This window comes from Abyssibacter profundi (assembly GCF_003151135.1).
Lineage (GTDB): Bacteria > Pseudomonadota > Gammaproteobacteria > Nevskiales > OUC007 > Abyssibacter > Abyssibacter profundi.
In genome coordinates, this window is the sequence record NZ_QEQK01000007.1 from 109,054 (window position 1) to 123,615 (window position 14,562).

Genomic DNA, 14,562 nt, shown 5'->3' on the forward strand with positions numbered 1-14,562 from the left:
TCAGCACGACGGTCCTCCACAGGGCCTGTACTATCATGCGCAGATGGCCGGGCTGCCCACCTATAAGACCCCGGTCCACGGAGAACTGAGATCATGACCAACCCCGTCAAAGCCGCGCTACTGCTCAGCACAGGCGCCGCACTGGGTATGCTGCTCACGCTGTCACAGGGCGTGTTTGCAGGCCGCGAAACCACATCCGAGCTTCCCCTGTCGGAGCTCCAGACCTTTGTGGAGATTCTCAACCGCGTTCAACAGGACTACGTGGAACAGGTTGACGACGACACGCTGCTGGAGTCGGCGATTCGCGGCATGCTGTCTGGCCTGGACCCGCACTCGGCGTATCTGGATGCCGACGAGTTCAAGGACATCACCATCTCGACCTCCGGCAAGTTCGGCGGCCTCGGCATTGAGGTACAGGGTCAGAACGGATTTGTTCGTGTGATCGCGCCGATTGATGACACGCCGGCACAACGCGCGGGTGTCGAGGCGGGCGACCTGATCATCAAGGTCAATGAAAAGCCGGTCAAAGGGCTGACGCTCACCGAATCCGTCCGCCTGATGCGGGGCGAACCCGGCACCAAGGTCACGCTGGAAGTCCTGCGAGAAGGCGAGTCGCAGCCGCTGCAAATCGACATCGTCCGCGACATTATCGAGGTCCGCAGCGTGCGCTCGCGCATGCTCGAACCCGGCTACGGATACCTGCGCATCTCCACATTCACCGGCGGCACAGGCCGGCTGCTAGAAGAGGAGTTGCAAAAACTGCGCGAGCGCAATGAGGGTGCGCTGCGCGGCTTGGTGCTGGATTTGCGGACCAACCCTGGCGGCGTGCTGAATGCTGCTGTGGATGTCTCCGACGCGTTTCTCGGCAAGGGCAAGATCGTGTCAATCAAGGGACGCAGCGATCAGGCCAACCGCATCTTCAACGCCACGCCGGGCGATCTGCTCGACGGCGCCCCGGTTGTGGTCCTGATAAACGAGGCCTCAGCATCCGCCTCGGAAATCGTCGCCGGCGCGTTGCAGGATCATCACCGTGCGGTGTTGGTCGGTGCCAAGACCTTTGGCAAAGGCTCGGTCCAGACCATCGTGCCGCTGAAAAACGACGCGGCGATCAAGTTGACCACCGCGCGGTACTACACTCCCTCTGGGCGCTCCATCCAAGCCGAGGGAATCGATCCGGATATCGTGCTGGAGCGCGTCAAGGTCGAGAAGCGGGATGGCCCACGCGCCATTACCGAAGCGGACTTGGCCGGTCGCCTGGACAACGACCAGGACAGCGACGAAACCGCTGACGACAACGCGATTGAGTCCGACCCCAACCTCGCCGAGAATGATTTCGGCTTGTTCGAAGCGCTCAACATTCTGAAGGGCCTGTCCATTCTGGAGCAGGCACGGCGCTAGAGCATCGTGACATGCGCTCCGGCCAGCGGCCGGGGCGCTGTGTCTCACCGGGGAAGACGCGACTCATGGGGATGAGCGCGTGGCAGACAGGACGAGAGTCAGGTGAAGGGATTCGGGGACATCACGACTTGGGCGCTGGGCGGGTTGCTGGCGCTTGCTGCGGCCACCGTGCAGGCACGCCCGCAGATTGCCATCATCATTGACGACCTGGGCTACGGGCAGGTGTCTGGGCAACGTGTACTCGACTTACCGGGCCCCGTGGCCTGCGCGTTCATTCCGGATGCCCCGCACTCCCCACGCCAGGCTCAACAAGCCCATGTGGCCGGCAAGGAAGTCATGCTGCATCTACCGATGGAGCCGCAGAACGGCGCCCGGGCGCACCCGACGACGCTGACCACGCACAGCACGGCCGATGATGTGGAGCAGATGCTGCACCGGGCCATGCGCGACATCCCCCACGTGGTCGGCGTGAACAACCACCAGGGCAGCCTGCTCACCGAACAGACCACGCATATGCGCTGGCTGATGGATGCGATGGATGCCTATCCGCACCTGTACTTTGTCGACAGCATGACCACACCGCGCAGCGTCGCATTGCGCAGTGCCCAGGCAGCGCTCATCCCGAGCACCCGCCGGAACGTGTTTCTCGACCATGTCCGCAGCCGGCCCGCCATCGAAGCCGAATTCGACCGGTTGCTACGCGTGGCCGAACGCCACGGCAGCGCCCTGGCCATCGGGCATCCCTACGACGAAACGCTTGCGGTGCTGGAAGCGCGCCTTCCGGAATTGGAAGCACGCGGGATCGATCTGGTCCCAGTTAGCGGCCTGATCCGGCTACGGACGGCCCAACGCAGCGACCAGTCTTGGCGGGTCAGCCTGCGCCTCGGCGGCGAGCCGAAAGCCACAATGCCAGTCCGGACCCTGCGAGCAGCCAACTAATCGACGGTACGCCGTTCCAGATCACCGGGCGGTAACCATCCAGGCCGAAAACGATGAGCGCCCCCAGCATCAGCGTGGCGCCGATCACGACCCGGCGATTGCGGCGCTGCTCGCGCACCAGTGTTTGCAGGCTACGATCCAGCTCTTCCCGCGTCACCGAAGCGCCTGCCTCATCCGTACCCAGCCGCGCCAGCATCCGGGGCAGTGATTCCACCAGCTGCGGGCCGTGCCGACGCAACTCGGCCATGGCCCGTTTGGGACTCAGGCGCTCCTGCATCCATTCGGTCATCAGCGGCTTGGCCGTCTTCCACAAATCCAGATCTGGATAAAGCTGCCGACCCAGCCCCTCGACCTGCAGAATCGTCTTCTGCAACAACACCAGCTGTGGCTGCACCTGCATGTCGAATCGCCGCGCCACCTCGAACAGGCGGAGCAGGAATACGCCAAACGACAGTTCGCTGAGCGGCCGGTTGAAAATGGGTTCGCAAACGGAACGAATGGCGCCCTCAAACTCGTCAACGCGCGTGCTGCGCGGCACCCAGCCGGACTCCACATGCAGCTCGGCAACCCGCCGATAGTCCTGGTCAAAGAACGCGACGAAGTTCTCGGCGAGGTAGCGCTGATCCTCGGGCGTCAATGAGCCGACGATGCCGAAATCCAGCGCTAGCCAGCGCGGATTCTCCGGATCGCTCGGGTCCACGAAAACGTTGCCGGGATGCATGTCGGCATGGAAGAAATTGAAGAAGAACACCTCGCGGAAGAAGATCTCGACCCCGCGCTCGGCCAGCAACTGGATGTTGACGTTGCGCCGGCGCAGTTCCGCCACCTCATCCACCGGCAGGCCATTGAGCCGCTCCATGACCATGACGTTCGGCCGGCAGAGGTCCCAGACCACCAGCGGGTGATAAATCATTTCGCTGCCCAGCCAGTTGCGGCGCAGCTGACTCGCATTGGCCGCCTCTCGCAGCAAATCCAGCTCGTCGAAGATCACCTTTTCGTATTCGGCCACGACCTCCTTGGGCCGCAGCCGGGGCGCCAGCGGCGAGAACCACTCGGCCATCTGGGCAAGCCCGTGCAACAACTCCACATCGCGCCGAATCTGGGCTTCAATGCCGGGCCGCACCACCTTGACCACCACGTCGAACCCGGCCTCGCCGTCTTCGCCCGGCAACCGCGCCGCGTGCACCTGGGCGATGGACGCCGACGCCAGTGGCTTGTCGTCGAACATGGCGAACACCTGCCCCACCGGCTTGCCGATTGCGGCCTCTACGAGCGCACGCGCCTCGGCACCGGGGAACGGTGGCACCTGGTCCTGCAGCTTGGACAACTCGCTCGCCAGCTCCGGCGGCAGAATGTCAGGCCGCGTGGACAAGGCCTGGCCGAACTTGACGAAAACCGGCCCGAGCTCCTCCAGCGCCTTGCGCAGGCGCACGCCCACGGGGTCGGGAAAGCTGCGGCGAACCGGACGGCCCAGCGCCTCGGCCAGGCCGTAGCGACGGTAGACGCGCCGAATCTGCCAGAGCCGGCGCCATTGTAGTGGTGAGAGCATGCCGCGCATTCTCGCCGCGTCGACACGCGGCGGCAAACCCGCGACGACCCAACGCCCTGGGCTATACAGATAGGTTGATTAATTGAACGCCGGTGGGCGTCACGTACCATGCAGCGGTCATCGGGGGAAAACCACATGAAAATAATCACGACGGCCGCCGCCGCCATCCTCGCCTGCATCAGTGTTTCCGCGCAGGCGGCCCAAGCCAGCTATCCCGTCAAGGATGATCCGTTCACGCGGACCTTGCGCAGCCCGACACCGGAAGACCTCGCCGCCAAGGGCTTCCCAATGGGTGTCTACGAAGGCTCACCCAAGGTGCTGGCCGACCCGCAGTGGTACGAAGACAACTTCTACAACACGCTGGCTGCAAAGAAGATCTGGCACGACGGCACCGGCCCCGACACGCACGAGCGCAACGGCCCTATTACCTGGGACATTGCCCCCATCGCGCAGGAGCCACCGCCGCCCTGTGACCAGCCGCAGCCCACCCGCTACGACGCCGAGGGCTGCCGGATTGCCGGCGCGCTGTTCAAGGACGTGGAAGCCGAGGACCCGGCGAAGGCGCAGCGCCTGCGCGAGGCCGTGCGGCGCGGTCGCGATGTCTGGTTCAAGGGTACCTTCGGCAACCAGGATCTAAACGACATCCACCTGGCGCGCACCATCGGCGACGAAAACATGCATTACGCCGAATGGATGCACACCAAGCATCGCCCTTATCGCTATACCAAGTGGGGGCTGATCAACGACCCCGACTGCAAGCAGGGTGACGCCTCAACCTACTGGCTCGACGACTGTGCCGACCCGAAATCCACCGGCGTGGTCGGGTATCGCAAGTATTTCCGCGATCCGACGCTGGATGACGAGGGCAACGTGGTTTACGACCCCCGCACCGCGCCGTATGAAGAGGGCGAGATGGAGTCGCAGAAGCGTTTCATGATCGGACACGCCTGTGTCCAGTGCCATGTGGCGTTTGACCCGACCCATCCGCCGGCCGATCCCAACGAGCCCGAGTGGGAAAACCTCATGGGCCTGATCGGCAACCAGTACGTCAACCAGCCGCATGCCGCCTTTCTGTCCGCGGTTCCGCGAGACCACTTCGCGGTCCAGGCCGTGGGATCGGCCCGGGCTGGCACGGTGGACACCTCGCTGAATCCCAACGATTTTCAGCACAATCCAGGCACCCAGAACAACATCACCGACTTCATCAACAAGCGCATCTTCCAGCATGAGATGAAGCACCCGATTACCGGCGAGATCAGCACGGCACCCACCCAGCATGTGCTCAAGGGTGGCGAGGATTCGGTGGGGGACCGCCTGGCGCTGCTGCGCGTGTACATCAACATCGGCATGTGCACCGAGGAATGCTGGGTGCCGAACTTCCCGGTTCCTGGCGACTTCTTCGGCGATGGTTCGACGCAGAAGCCCATGTCCATCCAACAGTGCTCCATTGACTGCGAGGCCTGGAACTACGCCGACGCGAAAATGGATGATCTGGCCGCCTATCTGCTCACCGGCGGGCCCACCTATCTGCTCAACGCCACCGACGTGGATGGCACGCCTGGCAGTACCTTTATCGACCTGGAACAAGTGCCCGAGGGCCGCAAGGTCTACGCACGTAACTGCGCGCAGTGTCACTCCACGAAAGTGCCACCGCAGGCCATCGTCGGCGATCCCGATGCCCTGGAGCGGTTCTACGAGGGCCATGTCTTCGGCGCCGAAGCGTTCTGGAAACATGAGTTCACCGCGGAGCAGCTAGCCTCCGAGCGCTTCCGGACGCAGCATCTGGTCGAGACCGATGACGGTCAATGGCGCCCCCGGCAGTTTGCAGAGAACGGCATGTTCGGTCAGGACTGGCTGGGCAATGATGAGCCCACCCCCTACAACGTTGTCGGCGTCAACAGTTGCCGTGCGCGCCATGACAACCACTCCACCGGCCATATCTGGGAGGAGTTCGCGTCGGAAACCTACCGCCAGCGACCGTCTCCCGGCTCCGAACCCAAGAAGGTCAATCGCATGGTGCCCCTGCTGGGCGGCAAGGCGGTCGGCACCAAGACCATCGGTGGACCTGCCGAGCCCGGGGAAACCTTTGCTGACGATGGTGCCGGGTACTACCGCAACATCTCGTTGATCAATGTCTGGGCCATCGCCCCATTCCTGCACAACAACTCGGTGGGCGAACTCACCTATCTGGAAGACGGCGGCATCGACTACACGGTCGCAGGCCGCATCGCCCAGTACGAAATCGCCATGCAGCGTCTGCTCATGTCGGACGACCCCAATGACGAGCCGCATCGTCCGCAAAAGATCACCGGCACGACGATGGACATCAAGGTTGCGCCTCGCGAAGACGGCCAGGGCCTGATCAAGCTGCCGGTGGCAGAGGGCACACCCGTGGCCTACTTCGCCAGCTCCGACCCCCACAAGCCGCTGTTCCAGAAGTGTGACGACCTGGTCGAGAACAAGGGTCACCAGTTTGGTGTGGACCTGTCGGCAGAGGACAAGGCTGCGCTGACCGAATTCCTCAAGCTGATGTAGTCGTGTGGCCCTGCCGTGCTGAACACGCCCGGCAGGGCCTTGGCGAAGGTTTCACACTGACGGAATGAAGAAAGCACTCTCAGCCGGCCTGATCGCGCTGGCCTGTAGCGGCTGTGGCAGTGAGCCGCCGGCATCCGAGGGCGTCGATGCCCTGGCTGACCGGCTGCCACCGCTTTACGACCCCGATAGCCTGTCCGCGCAGGTGATTCCCAACACCGACCTGCCGCCGCCTGGAACGCGGTCGCTATTCGACCAGTTGGTGGCGCAAAACGGTGCACTGCCGTATCCCTTCGAATCCATCGTCGACTGGATCGCGAGCCTGGATGCACAGGGCGCCCGGCCGACCACGGTGCTCATCCCACATGGCCGGTCGCTGCAAAAGGGCCGATCCTCGTTTGCCGATCCACGCGTGGTGTTGTCCGCTGACATCGCACCGCCCGAGGGGGCCGCGCTGACCCCACCGATCAAAGGCCGTTTATTCCTGGGATTTGTAGACGCTGCCGACGAGATCGAAGTGCTGTCGTACAACGAAGCGGCCGGGCGCTTCGAGTTTCAGCTCGTGCAGGACTATTGCGCCGGCTGTACGCCGCGCATCGTCTACGCCAAGCGCAATGTCTGCCTGACCTGTCACCAGAATGCCTCAGCCATCTTCCCGGTCAGGCCCTGGGAGGAGACCAACGCCACGCCAGACATTGCTGCTCAGATTCGCGCAGCACATCCGCAGGCCCGGCAGTTACACGGCGCGCCGGTGCAGGTACGGCTGGCCGCGCCGGAGGCCATCGACAACGCCACCGATGTCGCGAACATGCTGCCACTGGCCCAGCGCATCTGGCTCGACGGCTGCGGCGCAGGCGAGGCGGGTTTGGACTGTCGGCGCCTGCTGCTGGCGCAGGCGCTGCGCTTTGCCCTGGCGCCCGGCAGCTTCGATCCTGCATCGGAAAACGCACAGCAACTCATGCAACGATTCCGCCGCCAATGGCCGGACCGCGGCTTCGAAATCCCCGACAACGACCTACAGAACCGCGACCCGCTGGAAGATGACCTGTACCAGGGCGGCTGGATCGCAGGACTCAAGCGCGCGATCTTTGGCCGTGATGCCGGCCCCGCCGTCGGCACCGAAGACGGCAAGCTGGAAGAATTCGATGCCCTGCCGCCACTGCCGGCCGAGTTCGACCCGCTGACACGGCGCCCACCACTGCGCTGGTCCCAGCCCCAGGATCTGGACGCGGTATACGCGCTGGCCCAAGCATTCACCGCCCACGACATCCGCCGGCTGGAAGCTGCCGGCACGCTGGACGAGGTGCTGGCGACCGTGAGTGACCCCGCCCTTCAGCCCCATCTGGGCGCGGTGCCCTTCCGGCGCAGTTACATCATGCTGGCGGTCCTCGGCGCACTGGATGTCGACACCCTGCCCGTTCGCTGGGGGCTGCCGGTCGACGAACTGTCACCGCCGATCAGCGAAGGCGAGCCCCCGCTGAACATTGCAGCCGACTCAGAGCTCAAGCCCTTCGAGACTTATTGCTTCGCCTGCCATCGGGACAACCCCAGCGCGCGGCTGAACTTCATGGCCGGCCCCACCGAGGCCGATGTATTGGCGCGCATCCGCGAGACCGACAGTATTCGCGATGCCCTGGACTACAATCGCTATCGTGGCACCCGCAAGGCCGGCCAGCTCATGCCCCCGGAAGGGTCCTGGCAACGTGAACACCTGGAACAGGCGCTGGCGGCCGGTGAAGACCCCCTCACCCCCATGCGCGAGCAGGTGCCCAGCCTGTTCGATTTCTGAGAGACCGCCCATGTCCCAGCGTCACCCCAATCCCGTAGTCACCATGGGCCTCGCTGGCCTGCTTTTGCTCAGCAGTGGCCCGGCACTCGCGGAACCAGCCTTTGCCCGCCAGTACAAGAATCAATATGGCTACATGCCCTCCTGCAACGCCTGCCATAAGGACGGGGGTGGCACGCCGGTGAATCGCTACGGCCAGCAGTTCAAAGACGCCGGACTCAACGCAGGCGCGTTCAACGCGATTGCAGAACTCGATGCCGACGGCGATGGCGCCCGCAACGGCGCAGAAGCCACGGCGCGCTCCAATCCGGGTTCCGACCGCTCCACGCCCGATGCGCCGGGCGACTGGCTGGATACCAGCAACCTTGTCCCCCGCGCCGTCCGTGACCTGTTTCCCGACGTCACGACCTACAAGCTGGTCGACGCCATCTTCACCGACAAGGAGGTCACCCGCGCGGCCGAACGCGGCGTCACGCTCACCGCCGAGGACGAGAACACGATTTATGTCCCGGTGGACAACCGACGCCCGGTCGGAACAGCCATCATCGTGGCCGGCCAGTTCGAAGGACAACAATTCTTCGTGGTGCTCAGCACCGATCGGCAACTGGTCATCACCCACGTCGAAGCCATCGACGCGGGCCCGCTGGAGGCCGCGAGAGACGACGATTTGTACCAGTCCTTCCCGGGACAATCTGTGGAAACGCTGCAAATCGCTGATGACGTCACCGGCCTGCCCCGCGCCGCCCAACAGGCCGTGTTGCGGGCGGCCACCATGTTGCAGGTTCGGCTCAAGCCCTGATCGGCTCAGGGATCGGGTGACAGCCAGCCGTATTCCCAGCGCCAGGGAAAACCGATGTCACCCAGCACCTGCCGCGTGATGTCGCGGTAGATGCGTTCGGCGCGAACATCGTTCGACATCATAACCACACAATCACCGGTGGCCTCGACGCAAACAGCCAGATTGCCGGTCCCGACATCGTGCCCGCCCTTGAACCAGACCTGCCCCGCAGGCCCCTGGTAGGTGATCACGCCCAACCCCGCAGCCAACCCGATCGCCGCATAGGGTGCCGAGAGATCCTCGGTCAGCGTGGGGAACTGGTGCGGCGTGGCGATGACCCGCTGGGGCCGGACCAGCTCCGATCGTGCCCACTGGCTAAGCCCGTCACCGCGCACCAGCGCCGCCCAGAACCGGGCCTGGTCGGCAATGGTCGATGCCATGGACCCGGCGGCGTCGGCACGTGGTCGCTGGTCGAACGGCTGCGCCTGCCCTTGCGCGTCATAGCCGGTGGCCGCCCGCAAGGCGTAGCGTGGCTGCCAGACAAGGCTGGTATCCAGCATGCCCAGCGGCGTGAACACCTCGCGTTCCATGGTCCGCGCCAGACGCAGGCCCAAACCCTGCTCCAACATGAACTGCAGAATCTGGTAACCCTCCCCGGAATAGGCGTAGCGGGTGCCGGGGTCGAAATGAATGCGCAGGCGACCATCTGGCTCAAAATGCCTGAAGTTCGCCAGACCGCTGCCATGTGTCAGCAGGATGCGCGGGCTCCATGCCCGCCAGCGCGCGTCGGCCTTGAGGTCCGAGTAGTCGGCGTCTGCGCGTTGATACTGGGGGAGCGGATTGCGCAGGATCGATGTCGGCCCGGCGTCGAGGTCCAGCCGCCGCTGATCCGCCAGTTGCAGCACGCGGTAGGCCACCGCGGTCTTGGTCCAGGACGCCGCGGCCAAGACGCTCGATTCACGCAGCGGAATGCCGCTGGCGACGTCCTGATACCCATACACGGCCAGTTGCCGGACCTGGCCATTGCGGATCACCGCCATCGCCAGCCCTTGCACCTGCTCTCGGTCCATAAGCGCGCGTACAGGGCCATCCAGTGCCGACTGCGGTGAACTCTGCGGCAACGGAGGCGGGGGCGTGGATGCGCAGGCGCCCAGCAGCATGACAACCATGGCCAAAGCGGCATGCTGCAGTCGGTTGATTCGCGTCATGGACAGGCTCTCGATCCGATCGGTGTCACAGCATCCGACGGCGCCGGATCACGCGCCACCCTCAGCCTGCTCGGAAAAGCACACCGGCCGGCCATAGGCGTAGCCCTGCCCCCAGCCACAGCCCAGCTTGTAGAGCTGTCGCCCCTCGGCTTCGGCCTCAATGCCCTCAGCGACCACCCGCAGCCCAAGTTCCTCGGCCATGGCAGCAATGGCACGGACGATTCGCGCGCCATTGGGTCCGCGCCGGACCTCCCGCGCAAAGCTGAGGTCCAGCTTCAGCACATCGGCCGAAAAATGGTGCAGATAGGCCAGCGAGGAGTAGCCGGTACCAAAATCATCAATGGCAATCGAAATGCCCAGCGCCTGAAAACGGTCCAACAGCTGGGCGGCATACTCCGGATCGCTCATGATCACGCCCTCGGTCAGCTCGATTTGCAGCCGCTCCGGCGGCAACCCGGTGGCCTCCAGCGTACTGGCCACCAGGTCGAAGGCCGAGGGCTGTGCGAACTGACGCCCGGACAGATTCACACTGACATACCCGCGCCGCATCGCCCCGGCATGCTCAACCGCCTGCTCACAGGATCGGCGCAACACCCAAGCATCCAGTTCGAGAATCAGGGAAGTCTGCTCGGCCAGCGGAATAAAGTCTGCCGGGGAAATGACGCGCCCATCTTCCTGCGGCCAACGCACCAGCGCCTCGTAGCCCACGGTCTTGCCCAGGGGAAGCTGCACAATGGGCTGGTAGAGCATTTGCAGACCATCCGTCCGGATCGCCTCCCGCAACCGCGCCTCCATTCGACTTTGCTGCAGGACACCGTGACGCAATGCGGCATCGCCCGGCATGACGGGGAGCGCTTCGGATTCTGGAACCCGGGGCGGAGCGGGCGCCTGCTCGCCCTCCCTGACGCGGTGCATGGCGAGGCGAAAGCGGCCGAGCATGCTATGCAGCACGAGCTGCACCATGGCATCCACCGATTCCAGGCGATCGTTCAGACCTTCACGACTGATCACCGTCAGCCGGGTCATGCCGATGGATCGCACACTGGCCGAACGCGGCCGGGTGTCGATCAACGCCATCTCGCCGACAATTTCACCGGGGCCCAGCGTCGCGAAGACCGTCCGCGTGTCGCCCTGGCCGGTAAAGACCTCAACCGAGCCCTGGTCCACCAAATAGGCCACGTCGCCGACATCCCCTTCGGCAAAGACCAGTTCCCCGTCTTCCAGCGTGCGCTGCTGTGCCACTTGCGCCATGCGCCCTCCCCGTTTGCAGGCAACATACGGCGGCCCACCGAGACAGACAAGCCGTTACCCGACGGCCTGCGTAGACTACGCAGCAAACAAAAGGGGAGCCGACCATGAAATTCATCATTTGGGCGCTGTTTGCGCTGCTGATGCTCGCGCCTGACTGGGCCGCCGCCCAGGGCGATTTGTCAGTACTGGACGCACTCGATATGGACGATCTCGTCGAGGTCGAGCCGCCTGCGCCGGCCTGGCAGGCCGTTGGCGGTCCCATTGCCCTCGGACTGTTCTTCATTTTCGTGCTGTGGCTGGGTCGGGTCTCCGTGCCCTTCCGGGTCAGCAAGGAATCATTGACGCTGTTCTACTACCCCACCGGGGTGAAGCGCGGCCTGGCGCTGGCCATCACGCTCTACGGCATTGCCTTCGCATTTGGCGCCGCCGAGATCAGCTACCAACTGCATTTGCACGGAAGCGCCGAGGCCTATTTCGCCAATATGTCGCAAGGCAAGCTCATCGCCTTTACCCACGCGCATCTGTTCGGCTTCACGACCAGTTTTCTGGTGATCGGCATTCCGTTCTCCATGCAGTTCAATCACCTGTGGATCTACCAGTGGATTTTCCCCATCGGACTGGCCGCCGCGCTCACCGACGTGATCTCCTGGTGGGGTATTAAATATGTGTCGCCGAATTTCGAGGTCATCTCGATCATCTGCGGCATTTTGTTCTCGGTCACATACCTGTACATGCTCATCGGCCTGCTGCGCGTGCTGCTGTTCCCGCAGGTGATCTGGGCAACCGACAAGGACCGCGATCAGCGCCTCAGCAAGAAACAAAGCAATCCAGACAGCCAGACGGGCTACTAGCCACCACCCCCATGCCGTACTACATCGAAGACAAGCTGGTGATCGCCGTGTCGTCCAGCGCGCTATTCGACTTGTCCGAGTCGCATGAGGTCTTCGTCCGGCAGGGGCGCAAGGCCTACAAGGCCTTTCAGGAGCAACATCAGGACAAACCGCTGGGCAAGGGCGTGGCGTTTCCGTTCATCAAGCGGTTTCTGGCGCTGAACCAACGCTTTCCCGATGACCTGCCGGTCGAGGTGGTCCTGCTATCACGCAACTCGGCATCCACGGGCAAGCGCGTGTTTCGCTCCATCCAGCACCATGGTCTGGACATCACGCGCGCGGCATTTATGGAAGGCGAATCGCCCTACGAATACATCCCGGCCTTCAATGCGTCGTTATTTCTGACCGCGAACGAGGATGACGTGCGCAGTGCGATTGCCGCGGGCCACCCCGCCGGCCTGGCCCTGCCCAGCGCGGAGGTCAATGATGACCAGAACGATGTGGGCATGCTGCGCATCGCCTTCGACTTCGATGGCGTCATCGCCGACGACGAGGCCGAAACGGTATTCAAGGGCGGCGATCTGGACGCCTTCGTGGAACACGAAGTTGAAAAATCCGCGATCCCCCATCGACCGGGGCCGCTAGCCGACCTGTTCCGCAAGCTGTCGCAGCTACAGCACCTGGAGGACGACGCCCTGGAACGCGACCCCAGCTATCAGCGGGCGCTGGTCACGGCCATTGTCACCGCGCGCAATGCGCCGGCTCATGAACGCGTCATCCATACCCTGGAAAGCTGGGGCGTCAGCGCCAACAAGACCTTCTTCCTGGGCGGCATGGAGAAACACCGGGTCTTGTCGCGCTTCAAACCGCACATCTTTTTCGATGATCAGCGCGGTCATCTGCAGTCTGGGACAGGGGATATCGCCATGGTCCACATCCCGTTCGGGATCGCCAACCGGTCGGCCATCGACGGCTAAGGTTGCAGCCAGCCCGCCACCACGGCCTGTTCCAGCCGTGCACGCAGCCAGTCCCAGACCGCCGGAAGCGGCCCTGCAATGCCGGCGTTACGCGCCAACACCTGCTCCAACCGAATCCCGTGCGCGCGCCATCCCTTGCCCTGGGTTGCGAGATTCAGCATCACCGGGTTGACCCGGTCCACGGCCTTGGCAAAGCGGGCATCCGGGGTCTGGCCGGCTTCGAATTCGTCCCAGAGCGCGCGGTCGGCCCGAGACTGGTCTGCTGGGAGCAGCCCGAACAAGCGATCGGCCGCCGCGCATTCGCGCTCGGCCTGATCAGCGCTGGCCACGGCGTCGTATAAGAAGGTGTCGCCCGCATCGATCTCCACCAGATCGTGTAGCAGCAGCATGCGGATCGCGCGATCCACCTGGATGGGCTCGCGGGCAAACGGGGCCAGGACCATCGCGGTCAATGCCGCGTGCCAGGAGTGCTCGGCGGCGTTTTCCTGGCGCGACGCGTCGGTCAGCCAGGTCTGGCGATCCACCGACTTGAGCCGATCAGCCTCGACCAGAAACGCCAGCGCCTGATCCAGCGCCGTCACGACATCAGGCCTCGGCCAGCTTGCGTTCCAGCCGCCGAATCCGCGCCTCTAGCCGGTCGGTGTCGCTGCGCAAACCGTCGACATCATCCATCCAGATTTCCACATCCTCGGCGTGGACCAGGTCGCCGGTCTCTTCGCGCAGGAACTCCACGGCATCCTCACCCAGCGTGGCGGCTGCCTGACGCCCCCAGCCCAGGAAACGCCTTGCCGCCTGCCCCATCCGGTGGGCCGCAATGGGGCCGAACAGACGTTCCAGCGGGGCTTCGAGATCCAGGTCCAGTTCGTCGAATACCTCGGCGAAACGCTGCGCCAGAATTGCATCGCCCTCAATGCGCACACCGCCTGAGAGCAGTTCCGCCTGCTTGTCCGCACCGGCAGCCGCCAGCCGCGCAAAATCGCCGACCCGACCGATCAACCGAACCTGCGCCGCCTCCGGCCAGGTCGTCGCGAGCTGCAGACGGTCGCCAATCGGCACGCAGTACACCGTCTGCTCCAGACCGGTGAGCGTCACCGCCACAACACGACCGTCCAGCTTGCGCAAACGCTCGCCTACCGCCGGATCCAGCGCCAGCGCCCGATTGAGGCCGGCCTCCACCACCGCCAGCGCGTTAGCGACGACACTCATGGTCGGGCCTCGCCTGACAAGACTTCGCATAGAGTTAACATGGTGTCGATTATCGCACTCTCGGCGTGAAAACGTCGGCCTGCAGGTGCGAGGGGAATGGGGACAGGG

Annotated in this window: 12 protein-coding genes; 7 read left to right on the forward strand and 5 right to left on the reverse strand. The window is 64.1% G+C overall.

The genetic code is table 11. The annotated features are described in order from the left end of the window. Positions 1 to 93 precede the first annotated feature (93 nt). Together DEH80_RS09260 and DEH80_RS09265 are read left to right on the forward strand one after the other, a co-directional pair. A complete protein-coding gene (locus DEH80_RS09260) occupies positions 94 to 1,398 on the forward strand; it encodes a S41 family peptidase (protein ID WP_109720213.1) in 1,305 nt (434 codons plus the stop codon). A gap of 102 nt (positions 1,399 to 1,500) precedes the next feature. Next, the gene (locus DEH80_RS09265) at positions 1,501 to 2,337 is read left to right on the forward strand and encodes a divergent polysaccharide deacetylase family protein (protein ID WP_109720214.1); all 837 of its coding nucleotides are present in this window, start codon (positions 1,501 to 1,503) and stop codon (positions 2,335 to 2,337) included. On the opposite strand, the gene ubiB is transcribed toward DEH80_RS09265, so the two are convergent. Then, on the reverse strand, positions 2,270 to 3,886 hold the full coding sequence (gene ubiB, locus DEH80_RS09270) for a ubiquinone biosynthesis regulatory protein kinase UbiB (protein ID WP_109720344.1): 1,617 nt from the start codon (positions 3,884 to 3,886) through the stop codon (positions 2,270 to 2,272). The genes DEH80_RS09265 and ubiB overlap by 68 nt on opposite strands. 135 nt (positions 3,887 to 4,021) lie before the next feature. Here ubiB and DEH80_RS09275 point away from each other — a divergent pair, with 135 nt between their 5' ends. The 3 genes from DEH80_RS09275 to DEH80_RS09285 all read left to right on the forward strand — a co-directional run bounded on the left by DEH80_RS09275 (position 4,022) and on the right by DEH80_RS09285 (position 9,003). Continuing rightward, a complete protein-coding gene (locus DEH80_RS09275; RefSeq protein WP_109720215.1) occupies positions 4,022 to 6,421 on the forward strand; it encodes a hypothetical protein in 2,400 nt (799 codons plus the stop codon). Positions 6,422 to 6,485: 64 nt separating this feature from the next. Then, positions 6,486 to 8,207 (forward strand): hypothetical protein, encoded by a 1,722-nt coding sequence (locus DEH80_RS09280; RefSeq protein ID WP_109720216.1) that lies wholly within the window; start codon positions 6,486 to 6,488, stop codon positions 8,205 to 8,207. Between the two features lie 10 nt (positions 8,208 to 8,217). Beyond that, positions 8,218 to 9,003: a hypothetical protein gene (locus tag DEH80_RS09285; protein ID WP_133249190.1), complete on the forward strand. Its 786-nt coding sequence runs from the start codon at positions 8,218 to 8,220 to the stop codon at positions 9,001 to 9,003. Positions 9,004 to 9,008: 5 nt separating this feature from the next. Here DEH80_RS09285 and DEH80_RS09290 read toward each other — a convergent pair whose 3' ends face one another. Further along, a complete protein-coding gene (locus DEH80_RS09290; RefSeq protein ID WP_207774546.1) occupies positions 9,009 to 10,190 on the reverse strand; it encodes a serine hydrolase domain-containing protein in 1,182 nt (393 codons plus the stop codon). 48 nt (positions 10,191 to 10,238) lie between these two features. Next, entirely contained in the window at positions 10,239 to 11,441 is a 1,203-nt protein-coding gene (locus DEH80_RS09295; RefSeq protein WP_109720218.1) for an EAL domain-containing protein, read from the reverse strand. 104 nt (positions 11,442 to 11,545) lie between these two features. Between DEH80_RS09295 and DEH80_RS09300 the strand changes: the two genes are divergently transcribed. Both DEH80_RS09300 and DEH80_RS09305 read left to right on the forward strand, forming a co-directional pair. Beyond that, complete coding sequence (locus DEH80_RS09300) at positions 11,546 to 12,292, forward strand: Aq_1264-related membrane protein (RefSeq protein ID WP_109720219.1); 747 nt, start codon at positions 11,546 to 11,548, stop codon at positions 12,290 to 12,292. A gap of 11 nt (positions 12,293 to 12,303) precedes the next feature. Then, the gene (locus DEH80_RS09305; RefSeq protein ID WP_109720220.1) at positions 12,304 to 13,248 is read left to right on the forward strand and encodes a 5'-nucleotidase; all 945 of its coding nucleotides are present in this window, start codon (positions 12,304 to 12,306) and stop codon (positions 13,246 to 13,248) included. Here DEH80_RS09305 and DEH80_RS09310 read toward each other — a convergent pair. Beyond that, complete coding sequence (locus DEH80_RS09310; RefSeq protein ID WP_109720221.1) at positions 13,245 to 13,829, reverse strand: HD domain-containing protein; 585 nt, start codon at positions 13,827 to 13,829, stop codon at positions 13,245 to 13,247. The two genes, DEH80_RS09305 and DEH80_RS09310, sit on opposite strands and share 4 nt — an antisense overlap. A gap of 4 nt (positions 13,830 to 13,833) precedes the next feature. Beyond that, positions 13,834 to 14,454: a ubiquinone biosynthesis accessory factor UbiJ gene (locus DEH80_RS09315; protein ID WP_165831391.1), complete on the reverse strand. Its 621-nt coding sequence runs from the start codon at positions 14,452 to 14,454 to the stop codon at positions 13,834 to 13,836. Positions 14,455 to 14,562: the final 108 nt, after the last annotated feature.

Coding starts and splice junctions, on each gene's coding strand:
- DEH80_RS09260 (WP_109720213.1), top strand. CDS start 94: ATGACCAACCCCGTCAAAGCCGCGCTACTGCTCAGCACAGGCGCCGCA.
- ubiB (WP_109720344.1), bottom strand. CDS start 3,886: ATGCTCTCACCACTACAATGGCGCCGGCTCTGGCAGATTCGGCGCGTC.
- DEH80_RS09275 (WP_109720215.1), top strand. CDS start 4,022: ATGAAAATAATCACGACGGCCGCCGCCGCCATCCTCGCCTGCATCAGT.
- DEH80_RS09280 (WP_109720216.1), top strand. CDS start 6,486: ATGAAGAAAGCACTCTCAGCCGGCCTGATCGCGCTGGCCTGTAGCGGC.
- DEH80_RS09285 (WP_133249190.1), top strand. CDS start 8,218: ATGTCCCAGCGTCACCCCAATCCCGTAGTCACCATGGGCCTCGCTGGC.
- DEH80_RS09290 (WP_207774546.1), bottom strand. CDS start 10,190: ATGACGCGAATCAACCGACTGCAGCATGCCGCTTTGGCCATGGTTGTC.
- DEH80_RS09295 (WP_109720218.1), bottom strand. CDS start 11,441: ATGGCGCAAGTGGCACAGCAGCGCACGCTGGAAGACGGGGAACTGGTC.
- DEH80_RS09300 (WP_109720219.1), top strand. CDS start 11,546: ATGAAATTCATCATTTGGGCGCTGTTTGCGCTGCTGATGCTCGCGCCT.
- DEH80_RS09305 (WP_109720220.1), top strand. CDS start 12,304: ATGCCGTACTACATCGAAGACAAGCTGGTGATCGCCGTGTCGTCCAGC.
- DEH80_RS09315 (WP_165831391.1), bottom strand. CDS start 14,454: ATGAGTGTCGTCGCTAACGCGCTGGCGGTGGTGGAGGCCGGCCTCAAT.